This is a genomic window from Lysinibacillus sp. NPDC097279 (genome assembly GCF_044761745.1).
Lineage (GTDB): Bacteria > Bacillota > Bacilli > Bacillales_A > Planococcaceae > Lysinibacillus.
The window spans coordinates 635269-651176 of sequence record NZ_JBIWDA010000001.1; the positions used below are offsets into that span (position 1 = coordinate 635269).

Below are 15908 nucleotides of genomic sequence, written 5' to 3' on the forward strand. Positions count from 1 at the left end.
GGTGTAGATACATGAAACGAGAAGAAGCATTACAGCATTTTATGGATGAATGCGTGTCAGTTCATGTCCACCGTTTGCAGGAGCAAGTGGATCGACAGTTTCGCAACGATAAGGAAGTTTTACTTCAACCAATCATTTACGCACTTGAACAACTTTTTGCGAATATTCATGAACAGCAAGAACAAGGAAAGTTAGCGCCAGTTGCTTTTATTCATCTATCATTGCTTCGAACATCATTACTAGAAAACAAGTTTACGTATGTACTAGAAGCATATGGAGAAACATGGTATTGCGATTGGACACAATGCACAGCACAGTATGAAGCGGATTGGCTTTGTGAAGCGATGTTCGAATTACAAAAAGCGCTTGAGAAAGAAAGAAAGCCGTATATTAGCATTCAATCAGCGGACGTCCGCGTGATTATGCAACAGACAGTTATACGGTTTCATCAATATATTATTCAATTACTCCGCTATCTCTTTCGTTATCAACAACAACGCATCCCTAAACTCCATTTTCAACGTGCGGCATGCTTACGATTTCGAGTCGGTGAATATAAAGGGTTTAGTGAAGATGTCGCGATTATGGACGAACGACAACGTTTGGAAAAAGATGTCTTGTTAACGTTAGAGTCAAAAGAGACGAATCAATCGTATACGTTTGGCAACTTTTCAAACCTACCTTTACAGCACAGAGATTTCAATCAGTTGGACTTTTCCTATGCGAATTTCCAAGACAGTGATTTAGCAGGAGCTTCAATGCAACGAAGTATTTGCATCGGTACGAGTTTTGTAAATGGTCATTTAGCGAATGTGGATTTTTCCTATGCAATGATTCAAGATGCTGATTTTCGACATGCTAATTTAGCAGGTGCTAATTTTACGCATGCACAAGGAAAAACGCTGAAGTTTTCTCAAAATGAAGTTCCCTGCTATCTTGGTACTGATTTCAGTAATGCAAATTTAGAACAGGCAAGATTTGAATTCGCCCAAATAGTAGGTGCCAATTTTACAGGTGCTAATTTAAAAGGAGCAACATTCTTTCAACGCGATCAAGGGAAGTATCAATTCAGCCAAGCCCAAATACAAGATATTCATTGGATTCAGTAACGTCGTCCGTACGGGAAGATAGGTATGAAGCTTACAGGAGGTCAAGATGGAATACTTTATTGTTCGGCAAGACCCCACTATTACAAATCCGATTCTTCCTTTGAAGACAGACCTTGAAGATGATTTTGTTTGTTCGTCGGTATTTGCAGAAGTAGTGGAAAAAGAGCATGCAGTATATTTGGATTATTTAGAAAAGCCTCGGACCATTGTGTCGGATCAATTAAAAAAGTTATTCGTAAAATTTGAGGATCACTTAGCATTTACAGCCATCGTATTTACAGATGTAAAAAAGGGGACACAGCGCTTATATTGGCTGATGGACATAATGCAGAAAAACTGTATTTCCCAGGAAACGACTTATTATCCAGACGGACGTATAAAGGAGCTCGTAATAAACCCTAAAAAGGTTGAATTGGACTATATTTTTCAAGTTAATAGTCAAAGGGAATCTTTCACTATCGTTCATTTAGATGTTGCAGAAAGTATATTAAGACGACCATTTCTTGGACTTCAGTTGCAGCGCGTCAAACTAGAACGATATTAATAAGCGTTCAAATGGAAATCAAATCAAAAGTGCAATTTGAAACATATACGAAGGGAAGGGTACCGAATGGCTCAAGTTGTAGAAAATTTGGAGACAGAAGGTTCGGAACAAGAGCAATTTAGTTACGTGGTCCATGGAGCGATTATTTCCTGTGAGCATGGTAGCCACCTGAATTATTTAAATTTACCACAAGATCATGGTGTTTATATTAAAGATAAAGCCGTATTGAATGTAGGCGATCGAAACCCCGACAACATTCCCACTTTTGGCGTCTGCTTGAAGTTACAAAAACCGTGTACGCCCACATGTTCCATCGACTGGATGGAAGGGATGGAAAATGTCAATATCGAGGGCAAGCAAGCACTATTATCCCGTTGTCATACGCAATGCTCAGCAGGAGGAGGCAAAATTGATATTGTGCATGATGGGCAAGAGGAATTAGAAATACCGAAACAAGGCTTTTAAAAGAAAGGTTGGAGTGAAAGGAGGTAAGTAATGAAAACACTAGGAGAAAAGGAAGTCAGCATGATAACGACGTATGAGGATCTTGTGCTCGAATGGCCTTATCCTCTTATTCATATAAATAAACTAACAATCAAACACAAAGGCAATGACCATGCGAGATTGTCCTTTACAGGAATGATTGCGGAAGAGCACGCGCAGAAATATATTCAGCAAATTAGTCATTCAGATGAAGTCGTTGTTAAATTTGGTAGGCAACAAGACATCTTGTTCTCAGGTAGAATTGAAAATGCAGAGTTGCAGGCAGCCCAAGGTGTGCATTATGTTTCAGTTGAGGCTGTATCGTTTACAGCCAATATGGACGTTGCAAAACGCTCACGTTCTTTTCAAGATGCGAATATGACCTATGTGGCGTTACTGGATACCATTGTAGGTGCTTATCCTCAAGGGGATTACATCGATCAGGTGTCGAACGGCCAAGCAATAGGTCATATCTCGATTCAATACATGGAGACAGATTGGGCATTTATAAAAAGAGTGGCTTCTAATCTACAGGCAGTAGTTTTTCCTGATTTACAAGGAAAGGGACCACGATTTTGGTTTGGCACACCCGAAAGTAAGAAAAGCATAACAATCGACCATCTACCTTCAGTATTACATATGGATGTAGATACATATCGATTAATTACTGAAAATGATGGTATAGATGTAAGTGAAACCGATTATACATTTTGTGAGTTTGAAAGCACAGAAGCGTACGAGTTGGGTACATCGGTACAATTAAAGGGAAAAACCTATGTTATTACGGTTCGAGAAATTCATCTCGAAGCGGGTGTACTAAAGTTTCAATATACTGCCCAACCAGAAAAAAGTATTCGTCAACGATTAGTACGCAATTTAGATTTGATTGGCGCAGCCTTTACAGGGAAAATCATTGATGTTACGCAAAACACGGTTAAAATTCATTTAGATATCGATAAAAAACAAGAGAAAGAAAAAGCACATTGGTTTGCTTATTCAGCAGATGCAAATGGTGTCATGTATTTAATGCCGCAAAAAGGGGCACGTGCCCAATTGCATTTTCCAAGTGCTGTGGAACAAGATGCCATTGTCATTAGCTCGGTACGTGTTTCGCCTGCCACACCAGAAGGCGGACAAAAACAAACGAAAAAAATGGCAGACACGACCGTAAAATCATTAGCGACCAATGCGGGCAAAGATATGACACTAGGGGTTGGAGATATTACCTTTAGTGCAGTAGATGGCGTATTGGACCTTAAGATGGATGATGGAGAAGGTGTAACATTTCAAAGTAACAGTACCATCATGCTAGCGGCAGATGAAACACTAGAAATAAGTGGGATGAACGAGCTATCCGTAGAAGCCGAGGAATGGATTGCCATTTCAGCGAAGGAGCAGAGTCATATTATCCTTGCTGGTGACACACAGTTAATTAGTACGCTAATTGAACAAGAGGGAATAGAGAAAAAAAGTCAACCACCGAAGTTAAATGAAGAAGCAATTGAAGCTACATCAAAAGTAGATGTAATCTTCCCACAAAAAGCAGAGCAGAAAAAGGAGAAAAAAAGCTTCTTTAGTAAGTTGCTTGATAATGTTAGTTTAGCGTTAGATGTTGCTGGATTTATTCCAGGTATCGGGACCATCGCGGATATTGCCAATGCAGGTATTAGCTTGGCAAGAGGAGACTTTATGGGCGCAGCGATGAACATAGTCGGTGCAGTGCCAATCGTTGGGGATGCCGCAAAAACAGCCTACAAGGTCAATAAAGCGACAAAAGTAGCAGAGGCAGCAAGTAAAACCGCTAAGGCTGCTGATAAGGCAGTGGATGCTTCAAAAGCAGTAAAAGGGATGAAGGCCGCTTACTCCAAAGTGTCGCAAACACTCGATACGGTTTCGGCAGTAGCGAACAAAGGCACAAAAAGCATGAAAACAGCAGCCGATAAAGTGATCGCCTCGATGGATGAAGTGCTAGCTGTGTCAAAAGCTGTCGACGGTATGAAGGCGATGGCCAAAACGGAGCTAACTAGACTCAATCATCAAGTATTAAAGAGATTTAATTGTACAAAAGGATTAAGTGATAAATTCTGTAAAAAAGGCTTTGAACCGGTTGATTTAATTACAGGGCGCATGATCTATGAAGGTGTTGACTTTGAACTTCCAGGCCCTATCCCTCTTTCATGGGAACGTGCATGGTACAGTGATAGTAGTCGAGTTGGATTAAACGGGCATGGTATGCACTTTACATACGATCTAGCCTTAGAGATATTTGAAGAAGAAGAGCTAATCGGCATTGTGGTGAAGGATGGTCGCGCAGTAGGGTTTCCAATTTTACCAATTAATTTACCATATTTTAATAAAAAAGATAGAATGACCCTGATAAATACAGGTGTGGAATACCATTTGTTTGAGCATGATACACGCTTGCTTTATGTATTTGAACAAACAACCGAGACGACATACCGATTAAAAGAAGTAAGAAATGAGCAAGACCACTATATTCAATTTACGTATAACCTGAAAGGCTTCTTATCACAAGTAACGGATAGCGTAGGGCGCGTACTAGATGTTACGACAAATGAAGCGGGCAGAATGACAGAAGTCGCTTTACGTAACCAGACGAGTCGTGAAGTGTTAGTGCGCTATGTTTACAATGATGTTCAAGATTTAATCGAAATCCAAGATGCATTAGGGCAAAGTACACATATCCAGTATGTCAACCACTTAATGATGCAAAAAATAGACCGTAATAAAAATAGTTTCTACTGGCGCTATGATGGGCCAACAACAGGTGCACGCGTTATTAAAACATGGGGAGATGGCAATGTCCTAGCGGGTGAGCTTGCCTATTACGATGGCTATAACGAAATTACCAATAGCTTAGGGCATACAAGTACTTACTATTTTAATGAAGATAACCTTTGTACAAAAATTATGTATCCAGATGGTAGTGAGGTCAGCTATGACTATAATGAGGACTTTGAATTACTGCAAGAAGTAGATGAAGATGGTCGTGTAACAACTTTCAGCTATGATGAATGGGCAAACCCAGTCACGATGACGCTGGCAGATGGCAGTACGTTATCCTCTCAGCATGATGACAAAGATCGGTTGATTCAGGCAATTACTCCAGAGGGCGGTAGTCGCCAGTGGATTTATAATGAAGACGGGACATTACAGGCATCGGTTTTAGAAGATGGTACAAAGACTGAATTTTCCTATAATGAACATCGTTTAATTGACACGGTGACAAATGCGCAAGGCCATATGGTAACCTTAACGTATGACGCTGACCTAAATTTAAGCCAAGTCACATTGCCAGATGGGACAAGTTCAACATGGACATACGACAGGCGTGGAAACTGCACAAGCACAACTAATCCACTCGGTGCCACAGAAAAGTTCCGTTATGACCATTTAAATCGCCTAGTGCGCGCTAATCTATCTGATGGTAACGACGTTCAACTAAAGTACAATGCTTATGATGATATTATTTTTGCAAAGGATAACCATACACAAGTCGCCTTTGATTACACGATTCTTGGCAGCTTAACATCCCGCAAACAAGGTGGCAAGCAAGTACAATTCACCTACGATACAGAGGAGCAATTAACCGCTGTTATCAATGAAAAAGGCGAAGCGTACAAATTTGAACGCGATACAAAAGGCAATATCATTAAGGAAATCGGCTTTGATGACATGGAAAAAGCGTATGAACGAAGCCTCGCAGGTTTCGTGCAGCACATTCAACGACCAGGTAATCGTTGGACAGCCTATCAGCACGATGCGCTAGGAAATATTATTCGCTCTGACTACTATGATGGTACGTGGGAAACATTTGCCTATGATAAAAATGGCTCATTACAAGAGACAGAAAATGAGCATATAACCGTTAAGCTAGAACGAGATTCATCTGGGCAAGTCATCAAGGAATGGCAAAACGATCATTGGATTGCGAGTAACTATGACGAGCTAGGCAATCGTTCACAGATAACAAGTAGCCTCGGGGCCAAAATCGATGTCACACGTAATGAGCTGGGCAATGTCTTGCAAATGACCGCAACTCGCTCCGAGCAAGCCCAGTGGACAGCCTCGATGCAATACAATGAACTCGGTCAAGAGATTGAGCGAATCCTACCAGGAGATGTTATTAGCAAATGGCAATATGATATCACAGGTAGACCAACACATCACAGAGTAAGTAGTCAAAGCAGAGATAAGAGAAGACGCGCCTACAATTGGGACGTCAATCATCAATTACGCAGTATGGTCAACGAGTTAACGGGTGTAAAAGTGACGTACGGCTATGATGAATTTAGTAACCTCGTCTGGGCCAATCAAGACAGTCGCCAATTTGATTTCTTATACCGCAGTGTCGATGATGTCGGCAATCTATATGAAACAAAAGATAAAAAAGATCGTGTCTATGGTGCTGGCAGTAGATTACTAGAAACGAAAGATGCCAAATTCTCCTATGACGAAGAAGGAAATCTCGTAGAGAAAGTCGAACATAATGGAGATACATGGCAGTACGAATACTATGGCAATGGGATGATGTCGAAGGTCATTAAGCCAGATAATACGGAAGTTACTTTCAAGTATGATTCATTAGGTAGGCGAATAGAGAAGTGTTCGGAAGGTAGAGCTACTCATTTTGTATGGGATGGCAATACGATTTTGCATGAGTGGGTGGAATGTAGCTATAATAGTGAACTTAGTATTCAAAATACATCTTTAAGCACAACAAATAGTGACGACAGCCTAATAACTTGGATTTTCAATGAGGGTACATTTGTTCCTTCTGCAAAAATTACAAGTGAAGGGATTTATAGTATTATTAGTGATTATCTAGGTACACCTTCTGAAGCCTACGATTCTGACGGTAATAAGGTTTGGTCCAATGAGTTAGATATTTATGGTCAATCAAAAGAGTTTACCTGTGACAAGGATTTTATACCATTCCGATATCAAGGGCAATACGACGATGAAGAAACTGGCCTTTACTACAACAGATTTAGATATTACTCACCAATTGAGGGTATGTATACGCAAAAGGATCCAATTGGGCTTAATGGTGGTTTTGTCTTATATGGATATGTACAAGATACAAATAACTCAATAGATATTTTTGGTCTGTCTTGTACTAAAGAGTTAAAGAAAAATATGAACAAAGCTAATCGTGAGTTAAAAAAGAATGAAGGGTACATGAAACGTGCTTGGTATAAATATAAAGGTTCAGCAGCTCATCATATTGTGGCGGGGGATCATTCAAACTTTCACGCAGGAAGAACAAGAGAAATCTTGAAAAGACTTAAGATAGATGTCAACAGTGCAGAAAATGGTGTTTATTTGAAACATGTAGATCCAAATAGTTTACAACCTGGGGCTTATCATAGAGTAATTCATACCAACGAATATTTTAAAAATGTTTATAATAGGTTAGACATGGCTGAAAAATTGGGCGGAGCGAAAGCAAGAGAGGCAGTTTTGACTGAGTTAGAAAATATAAGGAATGATTTATTATTCAACGTTAAAATTTGGTGAAAGGGGATTTTATAATGAAAATATTTAAAATAGAGAATGATTTTAGTTTTAAAGACCTAACTTTTTTGAATGAGGAGGATATTAGTCTTTTTTCTAGTTTTACGGGACAAAAAATTACTCTGGATTGGAAAGAAGAGATTTTTGGGATCTCTCAAGATAAACATACAAGAGGAAAATTGTTAGATTTTGATTCACGCTGTTATGGAGATACATTAATAATAAAGGCGAAATTTAAAAATCTTTTTATTGAAAAATTTTCTGACATTATAGAAATTTTCCCGATAAAAATCAAAGGTATTGCAGAAGATTATATTTATATAAATGTAACAAATGTGGTCACAGCAATTAATTTTGATGGTTTAGATTTGCAGGAATCCCTTGAAATGATGCGGAGCAAGAACATCAGATTTAAATTAGAAAGTTTAGAAAATGAAATTATATTTAGAGACACTAAAATTAATTCAAGCTATTATTGTACTCAAAAGTTTATAGACTTTATTGAAGAAAACAAAATTAATGGATTGTGCTTTGAGGAGATAGGGACAGCTAAGTGAAAATTAGAATAGGATAAATGAAGGTTACTTTAAAAGTTCATTATTTTCATTGTTTTTTATATTACCTAATATGCTATGAAGAGAATTATTTCTCTTCATAGTCACTATAATGGTTCCCGTTAATGAATGTATCTGAAGTGTCTAGATTCAAAAAAGCTAATTCTCCCAGCTCACAGACAGAGTTAGTAAGTTTTAATATTGCAAACTGCTTTTCATTAAAATTCACAATGATATTAAGAAAGTTATCTAAGTCGTCCACACTAATACCTTCTTCCTCCATTTCTTTCTCGGTAATAAAATCATCTATATGGTAAGAAATATCAATAGCATCCATAAGAAGTAGCTTTTCAAACTCATCGCATACTTTATCTCCAAAAACTAATTCCATTAATTCGAATTCTTTTGACTTTTTAATTTGAATGAAAAGAGATTGTAAAATGTACTTTAATGAATAATTCATAATTGAATCAAAATCCTTTTGGACAATATCAGCTTTGATGCTAAATGAAATTTCTTGAATCATATCTGTATGAAAGTTATTTAAAATAGATTTATAAATAGGATGACTAATTTCCTCTAAGGTGTCATTCCAAATTTTCATGTTCTCTTCAAAAGGTATCATTTTATTATTCCCCCTATTTTTTTGTTTAATTTTACCATATTCATAATAGATAATACAGTTAATTTAAATAAACAATTTTATGGATAATATCTGTCGAGCTTTGACGAATTCGTATGGGATGGCAATACGATTCTGCATGAGTATTTCTCACAGGATAATTCTGATACATTGGAAAATTCAGTGGAGAATGCTTCCCAGCCAGAAGCCGAAATCGCTGATAATCTCGTGACATGGGTATTTAATGATGGCTTTGTCCCTTCAGCTAAGATAACGAGTGAAGGCAACTACAGCATTATTAATGATTATCTAGGAACGCCTGTCGAAGCTTATGATGAACAAGGTCATAAGGTTTGGTCGGCTGAGCTTGATGTATATGGGCGAGTGAAAGAGTTCACGGGTGAACGGGACTTCATTCCGTTTAGGTATCAAGGGCAGTATGAAGATTTAGAAATAGGCTTGTATTATAACCGATTCCGATACTATGACCCAGAGCAAGGGAATTATACGCAGGTTGACCCGATTGGGCTGGCTGGTGGGAATCCTACGCTTTATGGATACGTGTATAACACAGTGACCCAAATAGATCCTTGGGGTTTAAAGTCAGTAGATTTGAGTGGTACCGATATCACTGGGCGACCATTATCAAGTTCAAATTATAGTGTATGGTATGAAACATCGATACCAGAGAACATCCAATCAAGTTCAAGAAGAAAACATTTCCAAAATGCAAATCAACAGTTATACGAAGCTTTACAAAAATACCCTGGTTTGGCAAACTCGCTTCCGCCTGAAGTAGTGAAACATGTACAACCTGGTCCTAGAGGTGCTTTCAAGGATACAAGTCCTCCAAAACATTCTTGGCACCATAATGCTCAAAATCCAGAAAAGATACAACTCGTTCCAAGGGGGCAACATAGAGCTCCAGGTCCGGTGCAAGGAAGTCTTCATCCAAACCAAGAGGGTGGATTTAAAAAACTTACAAGAGGGTGTAATACATGATGAAAGAAAAAATGAATTTAATTAGTGTTAGGGATGTTTTATCGCATCCAGAAATGAATCCAGAGACTTGGTTCTATCTTCCTCCAAATTTAAGAGAATGGAATTTAAATACAGAGGGAATATTTTCATTAGATAGCTTTGATTTTCCATCCGATTCAGATGACTTTTTACCGGAACAAGTGAAACAAAATGGGTGGATAGAAACTTTAGATGGTGCAAGTATTGAGGATGTAATTGACAATGTAAATAATCAGTTAGAAAATCCATCACTAGATCAGTTGCTCCAAGCGTTTATTTATTATTTTGAAAATGATGCATTTATTGTTTTTTAAGTAGTTAGATAATGATAAAGAGAAAAAATTTTTTCTCAAATGGCAAGTTTGCCGGTTAATTGGCAATTCTGTTCAAAATCGAAGTATTGCTAATAATCCATTATAATTTCAGTAGAGCATTGAAAAGCTTGAAAGAACGAATTCCGTAATATGGTAATTCGTTCTTTTTATTATTATAATTAACCTTGGAATCTTTCACCGCATCGAAATCAAAGATGATTTGGGAGCAAAGTACTCATCAATCGTTCACAGATAATGAGTAACTTTCAAGTATGACACACTATTTAGGCGGATAGAGAAGAGTTCGGAAGGTAGAGCTACTCATTTTGTGTGGGATGGCAATACGATTTTGCATGAGTATTTGTCACAGGATAATTCAGTGGAGAATGCCTCACAGACAGATGCCGATATCGTAGATAATTTAGTGACATGGGTATTCAATGATGGCTTTGTACCATCAGCTAAGATAACGAGTGAAGGCAACTACAGCATTATTAGTGATTATCTAGGAACGCCTGTCGAAGCCTATGATGAACAAGGTCAAAAGGTTTGGTCGGCTGAGCTTGATGTGTATGGGCGAGTGAAGGAATTCACGGGTGAACGGGACTTCATTCCGTTTAGGTATCAAGGGCAGTATGAAGATCTAGAAATAGGCTTGTATTATAACCGATTCCGATACTACGACCCAGAGCAAGGGAATTATACGCAGGTTGACCCAATTGGGCTTGCGGGTGGGAATCCTACTTTGTATGGGTATGTATTTAACCCATTAGTTGAAATTGACCCTTATGGTTTAGCGAATTTGTTCCAATTAGGAACTTATCGAAGTTTGAATGGTAAAAAGAATATCGGCGATGGTTTACAGGCACATGAACTGATTAGGCATGAGTTTTTATATCAACAAGGATTGGCAAAGAAACATGGAAGACTAGGTGGAAATCCATCTATAGCTTTAGATAATCCACACCATACACAAGTTGGTGGGGCACACTGGCACGAACGTGATATTAGGTCTTCTTACTATAATCTGGGTGAAAATGAATTTCATAAAGATATAAAGCGAGAATTAGATATTACACAAGGTGCATTGAGAAAAGCTGGAGTACCAACAAGTAGGGCTAGAAAACTTAGAAAAGAATCTGAGAAATTTTACAAGAACCTTGTTCAAAAAAATGTAGGAGTTGATCATATGTCAGTTGAGATTATTTTTAAAGATGTTGAAAATGAATCTGTTGTACCAAGAATTGGAGGCTATAGCTTCTTGCCTAAAAATATTGATTGGCCGTTAAATCCAGATGGAGATAAATTAACTCTTGTATTATGTTTGCCAACAAATTTTCTAAATAAAACGCTAAATTTAAACTTACCAAGAGAACATATCATATCTGTATTTACAACGTATAAAAGAGATGATTTCTTTTTAGATTTAATCACTTTTCATGGTGATGAAAAAGAATTAGAAAACATAAAGCAGGGATATACAAGAGTTTTATTACACGAAGTAGGTAAAATAAGAAATGAATCAGAATTCCTAATACCAGCACAAGAGTGCATTTTAGGAGATGAATTGAATTTGGATTTTGAGGAATTAGATGAAGAGAATGAAGATTTTGATGATATAGAGATTTATTGTGGTTCGTTAATTGGTAGTAAACCATCTATGTTACAAATAGAGAACTTAGGTTTAGATGATTATCAATTTTGTCTACAAATTTATGGCGGTGATTTTCCAATAGATTTTCAAAATATTTTTAGTCTAAGTGATTCAATAGGATATTTATTTTTAAATATAAATTGTAATCAGAATGACACAGGTGTTTTTTTTACTCAATCCACTTAACTTAGGCTAGGCCTTAAAGTTTTCCCTTTGGTAATTAAAGCATGTGAATTCTTGCTGCCATAATTGAAGATAAAATTATTATGTTTAAAAATTTTGTTGGTAAATATGGAAAAATATTATAAAAGCTTTACTCTTTGCAAAAGAAGGGAGTTTTTAAGACTGGAATACTTTGTGAATTTATAATTTTTATAACATCGAAAATAATGTAGTATAAAATGACTGTACATTATTATAATTAGGAAAGTTATAATATAAAGTATTCCTTTCTATTTTTGTTAAATAAATGGTGATTTTTTAGAAAAGAGTAGTTATGGAACCTAGAAATAGGATTTCGTTACTACTCCTTTTATATGATTATACTTTAATTTTAATGTTTTAGTGTTTTAAGCATAGTTAAAAGGATATATAAAAATCCCTTTCACGGATGAACGGTTATTCAAATACTTAACTCTTACAGAAAAGCCTCATCTTAGATAGAAGAAATATTTAAGGGTATCAATTTATACAAAATAGATTATTACTATTTTAAATCATCTGTTTTAAAGGGCAATAAATCCATTAATAAGGATTTTATTGCCCTTTTAATTTACGGGTAGACCAACAAAACGTGACCCATCAGGACAAGTCATCAAAGAATGGCAAAACGATTATTGGATTGCGAGTAGCTATGACGAGTTAGGCAATCGCTCACAGATAACAAGTAGCCTCGGTGCCAAAATCGATGTCACGCGCAATGAAATGGGTAATGTCTTACAAATGACCACCTCTCGCTCCGAGAAAACCCAGTAGACAGCCTCGATGCAGTACAATGAACTTGGTCAAGAGATTGAGCGAATCCTACCAGGAGACGTTATTAGTAAATGGCAATATGATATCACAGGTAGACCAACACACCAAAGAGTAAGTAGTCAAAATCGCGATACACGAAGACGCGCCTATAATTGGGATGTCAATCATCAATTACGCAGTATGGCCAACGAGCTAACTGGTGTAAAAGTGACGTATGGTTACGACGAATTTAGTAACCTCGTCTGGGCCAATCAAGATAGTCGCCAATTTGATTTCTTATACCGCAGTGTTGATGATGTCGGCAATTTATATGAAACAAAAGACAAAAAAGACCGTGTCTATGGCGCAGGCAGTAGATTATTAGAAACAAAAGATGCCGAATTCTCCCATGACGAAGAAGGAAATCTCGTAGAGAAAGTCGAACATAATGGAGATACATGGCAGTACGAATACTATGGCAATGGCATGATGGCCAAGGTCATCATGCCAGATATGACAGAAGTAACTTTCAAGTATGACACACTAGGTAGGCGGATAGAGAAGTGTTCGGGAGTTAGAGCTACTCATTTTGTGTGGGATGGCAATCGATTTTGCATGAGTATTTGTCACAGGATAATTCAGTGGAGAATGCTTCCCAGCCAGAAGCCGAAATCGCTGATAATCTAGTGACATGGGTATTCAATGATGGCTTTGTCCCTTCAGCTAAGATAACGAGTGAAGGCAACTACAGCATTATTAGTGATTATATAGGAACACCTGTCAAAGCTTATGATGAACAAGGTCAAAAGGTTTGGTAGGCTGAGCTTGATATGTATGGGCGAGTGAAAGAGTTCACGGGTGAACGGGACTTCATTCCGTTTAGGTATCAAGGGCAGTATGAAGATTTAGAAATAGGCTTGTATTATAACCGATTCCGATACTATGACCCAGAGCAAGGGAATTATACGCAGGTTGACCCGATTGGGCTGGCTGGTGGGAATCCAACATTATATGGTTATGTGAGTGATCCAAATACGTGGCTTGATCCATTTGGTTTAAGCTGTGGTAAAACAAATCGAGGAACGAGTAATAGGAGTTATGATTCTACTAAACCGCTAAGTCCTTCGAATTATCCAAATCCTGACCCTGCTATGTCTGTTCCACCTGTTCGTTACGAACCCAAAACAATTGAAGAAGTGATAAGGATGCGGCGTGGAGATGGACCAACTACTAATAGACGGTATTTTAGCACACATTGATAATAATGTAGGTTCAATACTTTCTACAGTATTAAAAAAAGATACTATAGACATAAGAACAGCCTTAATAGAAAAAGACAAGAAATTTAAGTTACTATTTACTATTGGTTTGTTTGAATCTCTACCAAGAATTGAATTGATGATGAGTGTTCCGTATGATTGGCCAATAAATCTACAACTCATTGAAGAAAAATGCGTTGAATCATTTCCAATACAATTAATGTTTTTGTTGGGCCAATATAGGTTGGATGGCAATAAACTTCATGAAGGAATAGTTATTGAAAAGACGGATACGAATTGGAATCAACTAGAATGGCCAGAAAGCATTGATGCATTTATTCTAACAGATTATCAATTTAATCCGAATTCAGAGCAGACTGAGGAAGTAGAGGAAGTAGAGGAAGTAGAGGAAGACGATGATGAAGTTAGTTTATTGCTACTTATCCCCATTAAATATCCGAAAACTGGTTGTCCTAAGGGAATTAAAATGGAAAATTGGTTAAATAAACACCGTTCAGCAAAATGGGGAAAAGTTTCTTTAAAGGTATAGCATAGTATTAGTAAGGTATTTATCAAAAGCGATACGAGAAAACGTACCTACAATTGGGATGGCAATCACCAGTTGCGTAGTATGGCTAATGAGCTAACGGTGTATAAGTGATGTAGGGTTATGATGAATTTAGTAACCTCATATGGGCCAACCAAGACAGTCGCCTATTTGATTTCTTATATCGTAGCGGCGATGATGTCGGAAATTTATATGAAACATAAGATAAAAAAGACCGTATCTATGGCGCTGGCACATTCTACATGAGTATTTGTCACAGGCTATTTTAAATCATTTATTTTAAAGGTCAATAAATCCATTAAAAAGGATTTATTGACCTTTAAATTCACGAGTAGACCAACAAAACGAGACCCATCTGGGCAAGTCATCAAGGAATGGAAAAATGACCATTGGATAGATATGAATTGCAAATATGGAAAAATGAAGATGTATATATTTTAAAAAATTTAGAGAAACAGAAGGTCATTTACATAACCGGAAAATTGAATAATTAACCACATCTTACCAAAGTGATAGGTGGTATAGTGGATGATGTTAAAACCGTCGCTAATAATGGTTCTATAGGTCAACTAAGAGAAAAAGACAATAAACACATAGACACCGTAAAAGATAAGTTACACACAAAAGTTGACGAAGTAAAGAACCAGCTTCGTCAGCTGGGAACACCGCCGTTGGAGTTGGCCGGTGTGAACGTCTGTCGAATAATGGATACGGGAACAGTTGGAAAAAATACCATTGTCGAATCCGAAGCCATCGAATAATTCCAACGGTGAACCTAAAAAAGAAAGTGTCGACGAATTTAATGCAGATAAAGCTACTAACAAACAAAAAGGTAATTTTGGTGAAATAATTTCAAGTGATAATTTATTAAACAACCAAAGTATAAAAGTCGCTGGATATGATTTAAAGCCAATAGGTAGAGGGGCACCAACAAGCATCAATGATAAAATAGTAAAAGGGATAGACGGATTATATGAAAATGCAAATACAGAATCAAAAATTAAATATGTAATTGATGAAGCGAAGTTTGGTAGTTCCCAATTAGGCAAAACAAAAGATGGACCACAAATGTCAAACGAATGGTTGACAGGTGCGAAAACTGAAAAAAGTAGAATTTTGAAAGCTGTTGGTGGTGATCAAAAACTAGCAAATAAAATCACCAAAGCATTGGATGAAGATGAAGTTGAAAGAGTATTATCAAAAGTCGATAGTAGTGGGAATGTAATAACATATAGGTTAAATGCTAAGGGTGAAATAATTGGAGAATGGCCTTGATTTAGAGGCAAGGA

14 protein-coding genes and 1 pseudogene are annotated in these 15908 nt (G+C 37.2%); 14 read left to right on the forward strand and 1 reads right to left on the reverse strand.

The genetic code is table 11. The features are described 5' to 3' along the window. The first annotated feature begins 11 nt into the window (after positions 1-11). From ACIQ1H_RS03040 to ACIQ1H_RS03060, 5 genes are all read left to right on the forward strand, one after another. The gene (locus tag ACIQ1H_RS03040) at positions 12-1109 is read left to right on the forward strand and encodes a pentapeptide repeat-containing protein (protein ID WP_402886419.1); all 1098 of its coding nucleotides are present in this window, start codon (positions 12-14) and stop codon (positions 1107-1109) included. A gap of 46 nt (positions 1110-1155) precedes the next feature. Next, positions 1156-1653, forward strand: coding sequence for a hypothetical protein (locus tag ACIQ1H_RS03045; protein WP_402886421.1), 498 nt, complete (start codon positions 1156-1158; stop codon positions 1651-1653). 66 nt (positions 1654-1719) lie between these two features. Beyond that, positions 1720-2118, forward strand: coding sequence for a DUF4280 domain-containing protein (locus ACIQ1H_RS03050; protein ID WP_172771975.1), 399 nt, complete (start codon positions 1720-1722; stop codon positions 2116-2118). Positions 2119-2148: 30 nt separating this feature from the next. After that, positions 2149-7677 carry a DUF6531 domain-containing protein gene (locus tag ACIQ1H_RS03055; RefSeq protein ID WP_402886422.1) on the forward strand — a complete coding sequence of 1843 codons (5529 nt, stop codon included), beginning with the start codon at positions 2149-2151 and terminating at the stop codon, positions 7675-7677. A gap of 14 nt (positions 7678-7691) precedes the next feature. Beyond that, positions 7692-8231: a hypothetical protein gene (locus ACIQ1H_RS03060; protein ID WP_402886424.1), complete on the forward strand. Its 540-nt coding sequence runs from the start codon at positions 7692-7694 to the stop codon at positions 8229-8231. Positions 8232-8316: 85 nt separating this feature from the next. Here ACIQ1H_RS03060 and ACIQ1H_RS03065 read toward each other — a convergent pair whose 3' ends face one another. After that, complete coding sequence (locus tag ACIQ1H_RS03065) at positions 8317-8853, reverse strand: hypothetical protein (RefSeq protein ID WP_402886425.1); 537 nt, start codon at positions 8851-8853, stop codon at positions 8317-8319. A 180-nt stretch (positions 8854-9033) separates the two neighbouring features. On the opposite strand from ACIQ1H_RS03065, the gene ACIQ1H_RS03070 reads away from it, so the two are divergent. The 9 genes and pseudogenes from ACIQ1H_RS03070 to ACIQ1H_RS03110 all read left to right on the forward strand — a co-directional run. Continuing rightward, on the forward strand, positions 9034-9852 hold the full coding sequence (locus ACIQ1H_RS03070; protein ID WP_402886427.1) for an RHS repeat domain-containing protein: 819 nt from the start codon (positions 9034-9036) through the stop codon (positions 9850-9852). After that, positions 9849-10184 (forward strand): DUF7716 domain-containing protein, encoded by a 336-nt coding sequence (locus ACIQ1H_RS03075; RefSeq protein ID WP_337980844.1) that lies wholly within the window; start codon positions 9849-9851, stop codon positions 10182-10184. Before ACIQ1H_RS03070 ends, ACIQ1H_RS03075 begins: the two co-directional genes overlap by 4 nt. 379 nt (positions 10185-10563) lie before the next feature. After that, positions 10564-12024 (forward strand): RHS repeat-associated core domain-containing protein, encoded by a 1461-nt coding sequence (locus ACIQ1H_RS03080; protein ID WP_402886430.1) that lies wholly within the window; start codon positions 10564-10566, stop codon positions 12022-12024. A 798-nt stretch (positions 12025-12822) separates the two neighbouring features. Next, the gene (locus ACIQ1H_RS03085) at positions 12823-13479 is read left to right on the forward strand and encodes an RHS repeat domain-containing protein (RefSeq protein WP_402886432.1); all 657 of its coding nucleotides are present in this window, start codon (positions 12823-12825) and stop codon (positions 13477-13479) included. After that, positions 13434-13610: a hypothetical protein gene (locus ACIQ1H_RS03090; protein ID WP_402886434.1), complete on the forward strand. Its 177-nt coding sequence runs from the start codon at positions 13434-13436 to the stop codon at positions 13608-13610. The genes ACIQ1H_RS03085 and ACIQ1H_RS03090 overlap by 46 nt, the downstream gene beginning before the upstream one ends. Positions 13611-13622: 12 nt before the next feature. Next, on the forward strand, positions 13623-14051 hold the full coding sequence (locus tag ACIQ1H_RS03095) for an RHS repeat-associated core domain-containing protein (protein WP_402886436.1): 429 nt from the start codon (positions 13623-13625) through the stop codon (positions 14049-14051). After that, on the forward strand, positions 14011-14601 hold the full coding sequence (locus tag ACIQ1H_RS03100; protein WP_402886438.1) for a hypothetical protein: 591 nt from the start codon (positions 14011-14013) through the stop codon (positions 14599-14601). Before ACIQ1H_RS03095 ends, ACIQ1H_RS03100 begins: the two co-directional genes overlap by 41 nt. 542 nt (positions 14602-15143) lie before the next feature. Beyond that, positions 15144-15380: a hypothetical protein gene (locus tag ACIQ1H_RS03105; RefSeq protein ID WP_402886439.1), complete on the forward strand. Its 237-nt coding sequence runs from the start codon at positions 15144-15146 to the stop codon at positions 15378-15380. Between the two features lie 22 nt (positions 15381-15402). Then, positions 15403-15894: pseudogene (locus tag ACIQ1H_RS03110) on the forward strand (hypothetical protein); the annotation flags it as partial. Positions 15895-15908 lie beyond the last annotated feature (14 nt).

Bases quoted from the DNA above. Each gene is read 5' to 3' on its own strand.
- ACIQ1H_RS03040 (WP_402886419.1), top strand. From the start codon at position 12: ATGAAACGAGAAGAAGCATTACAGCATTTTATGGATGAATGCGTGTCA.
- ACIQ1H_RS03045 (WP_402886421.1), top strand. From the start codon at position 1,156: ATGGAATACTTTATTGTTCGGCAAGACCCCACTATTACAAATCCGATT.
- ACIQ1H_RS03050 (WP_172771975.1), top strand. From the start codon at position 1,720: ATGGCTCAAGTTGTAGAAAATTTGGAGACAGAAGGTTCGGAACAAGAG.
- ACIQ1H_RS03055 (WP_402886422.1), top strand. From the start codon at position 2,149: ATGAAAACACTAGGAGAAAAGGAAGTCAGCATGATAACGACGTATGAG.
- ACIQ1H_RS03060 (WP_402886424.1), top strand. From the start codon at position 7,692: ATGAAAATATTTAAAATAGAGAATGATTTTAGTTTTAAAGACCTAACT.
- ACIQ1H_RS03065 (WP_402886425.1), bottom strand. From the start codon at position 8,853: ATGATACCTTTTGAAGAGAACATGAAAATTTGGAATGACACCTTAGAG.
- ACIQ1H_RS03075 (WP_337980844.1), top strand. From the start codon at position 9,849: ATGATGAAAGAAAAAATGAATTTAATTAGTGTTAGGGATGTTTTATCG.
- ACIQ1H_RS03085 (WP_402886432.1), top strand. From the start codon at position 12,823: ATGCAGTACAATGAACTTGGTCAAGAGATTGAGCGAATCCTACCAGGA.
- ACIQ1H_RS03095 (WP_402886436.1), top strand. From the start codon at position 13,623: ATGTATGGGCGAGTGAAAGAGTTCACGGGTGAACGGGACTTCATTCCG.
- ACIQ1H_RS03100 (WP_402886438.1), top strand. From the start codon at position 14,011: ATGGACCAACTACTAATAGACGGTATTTTAGCACACATTGATAATAAT.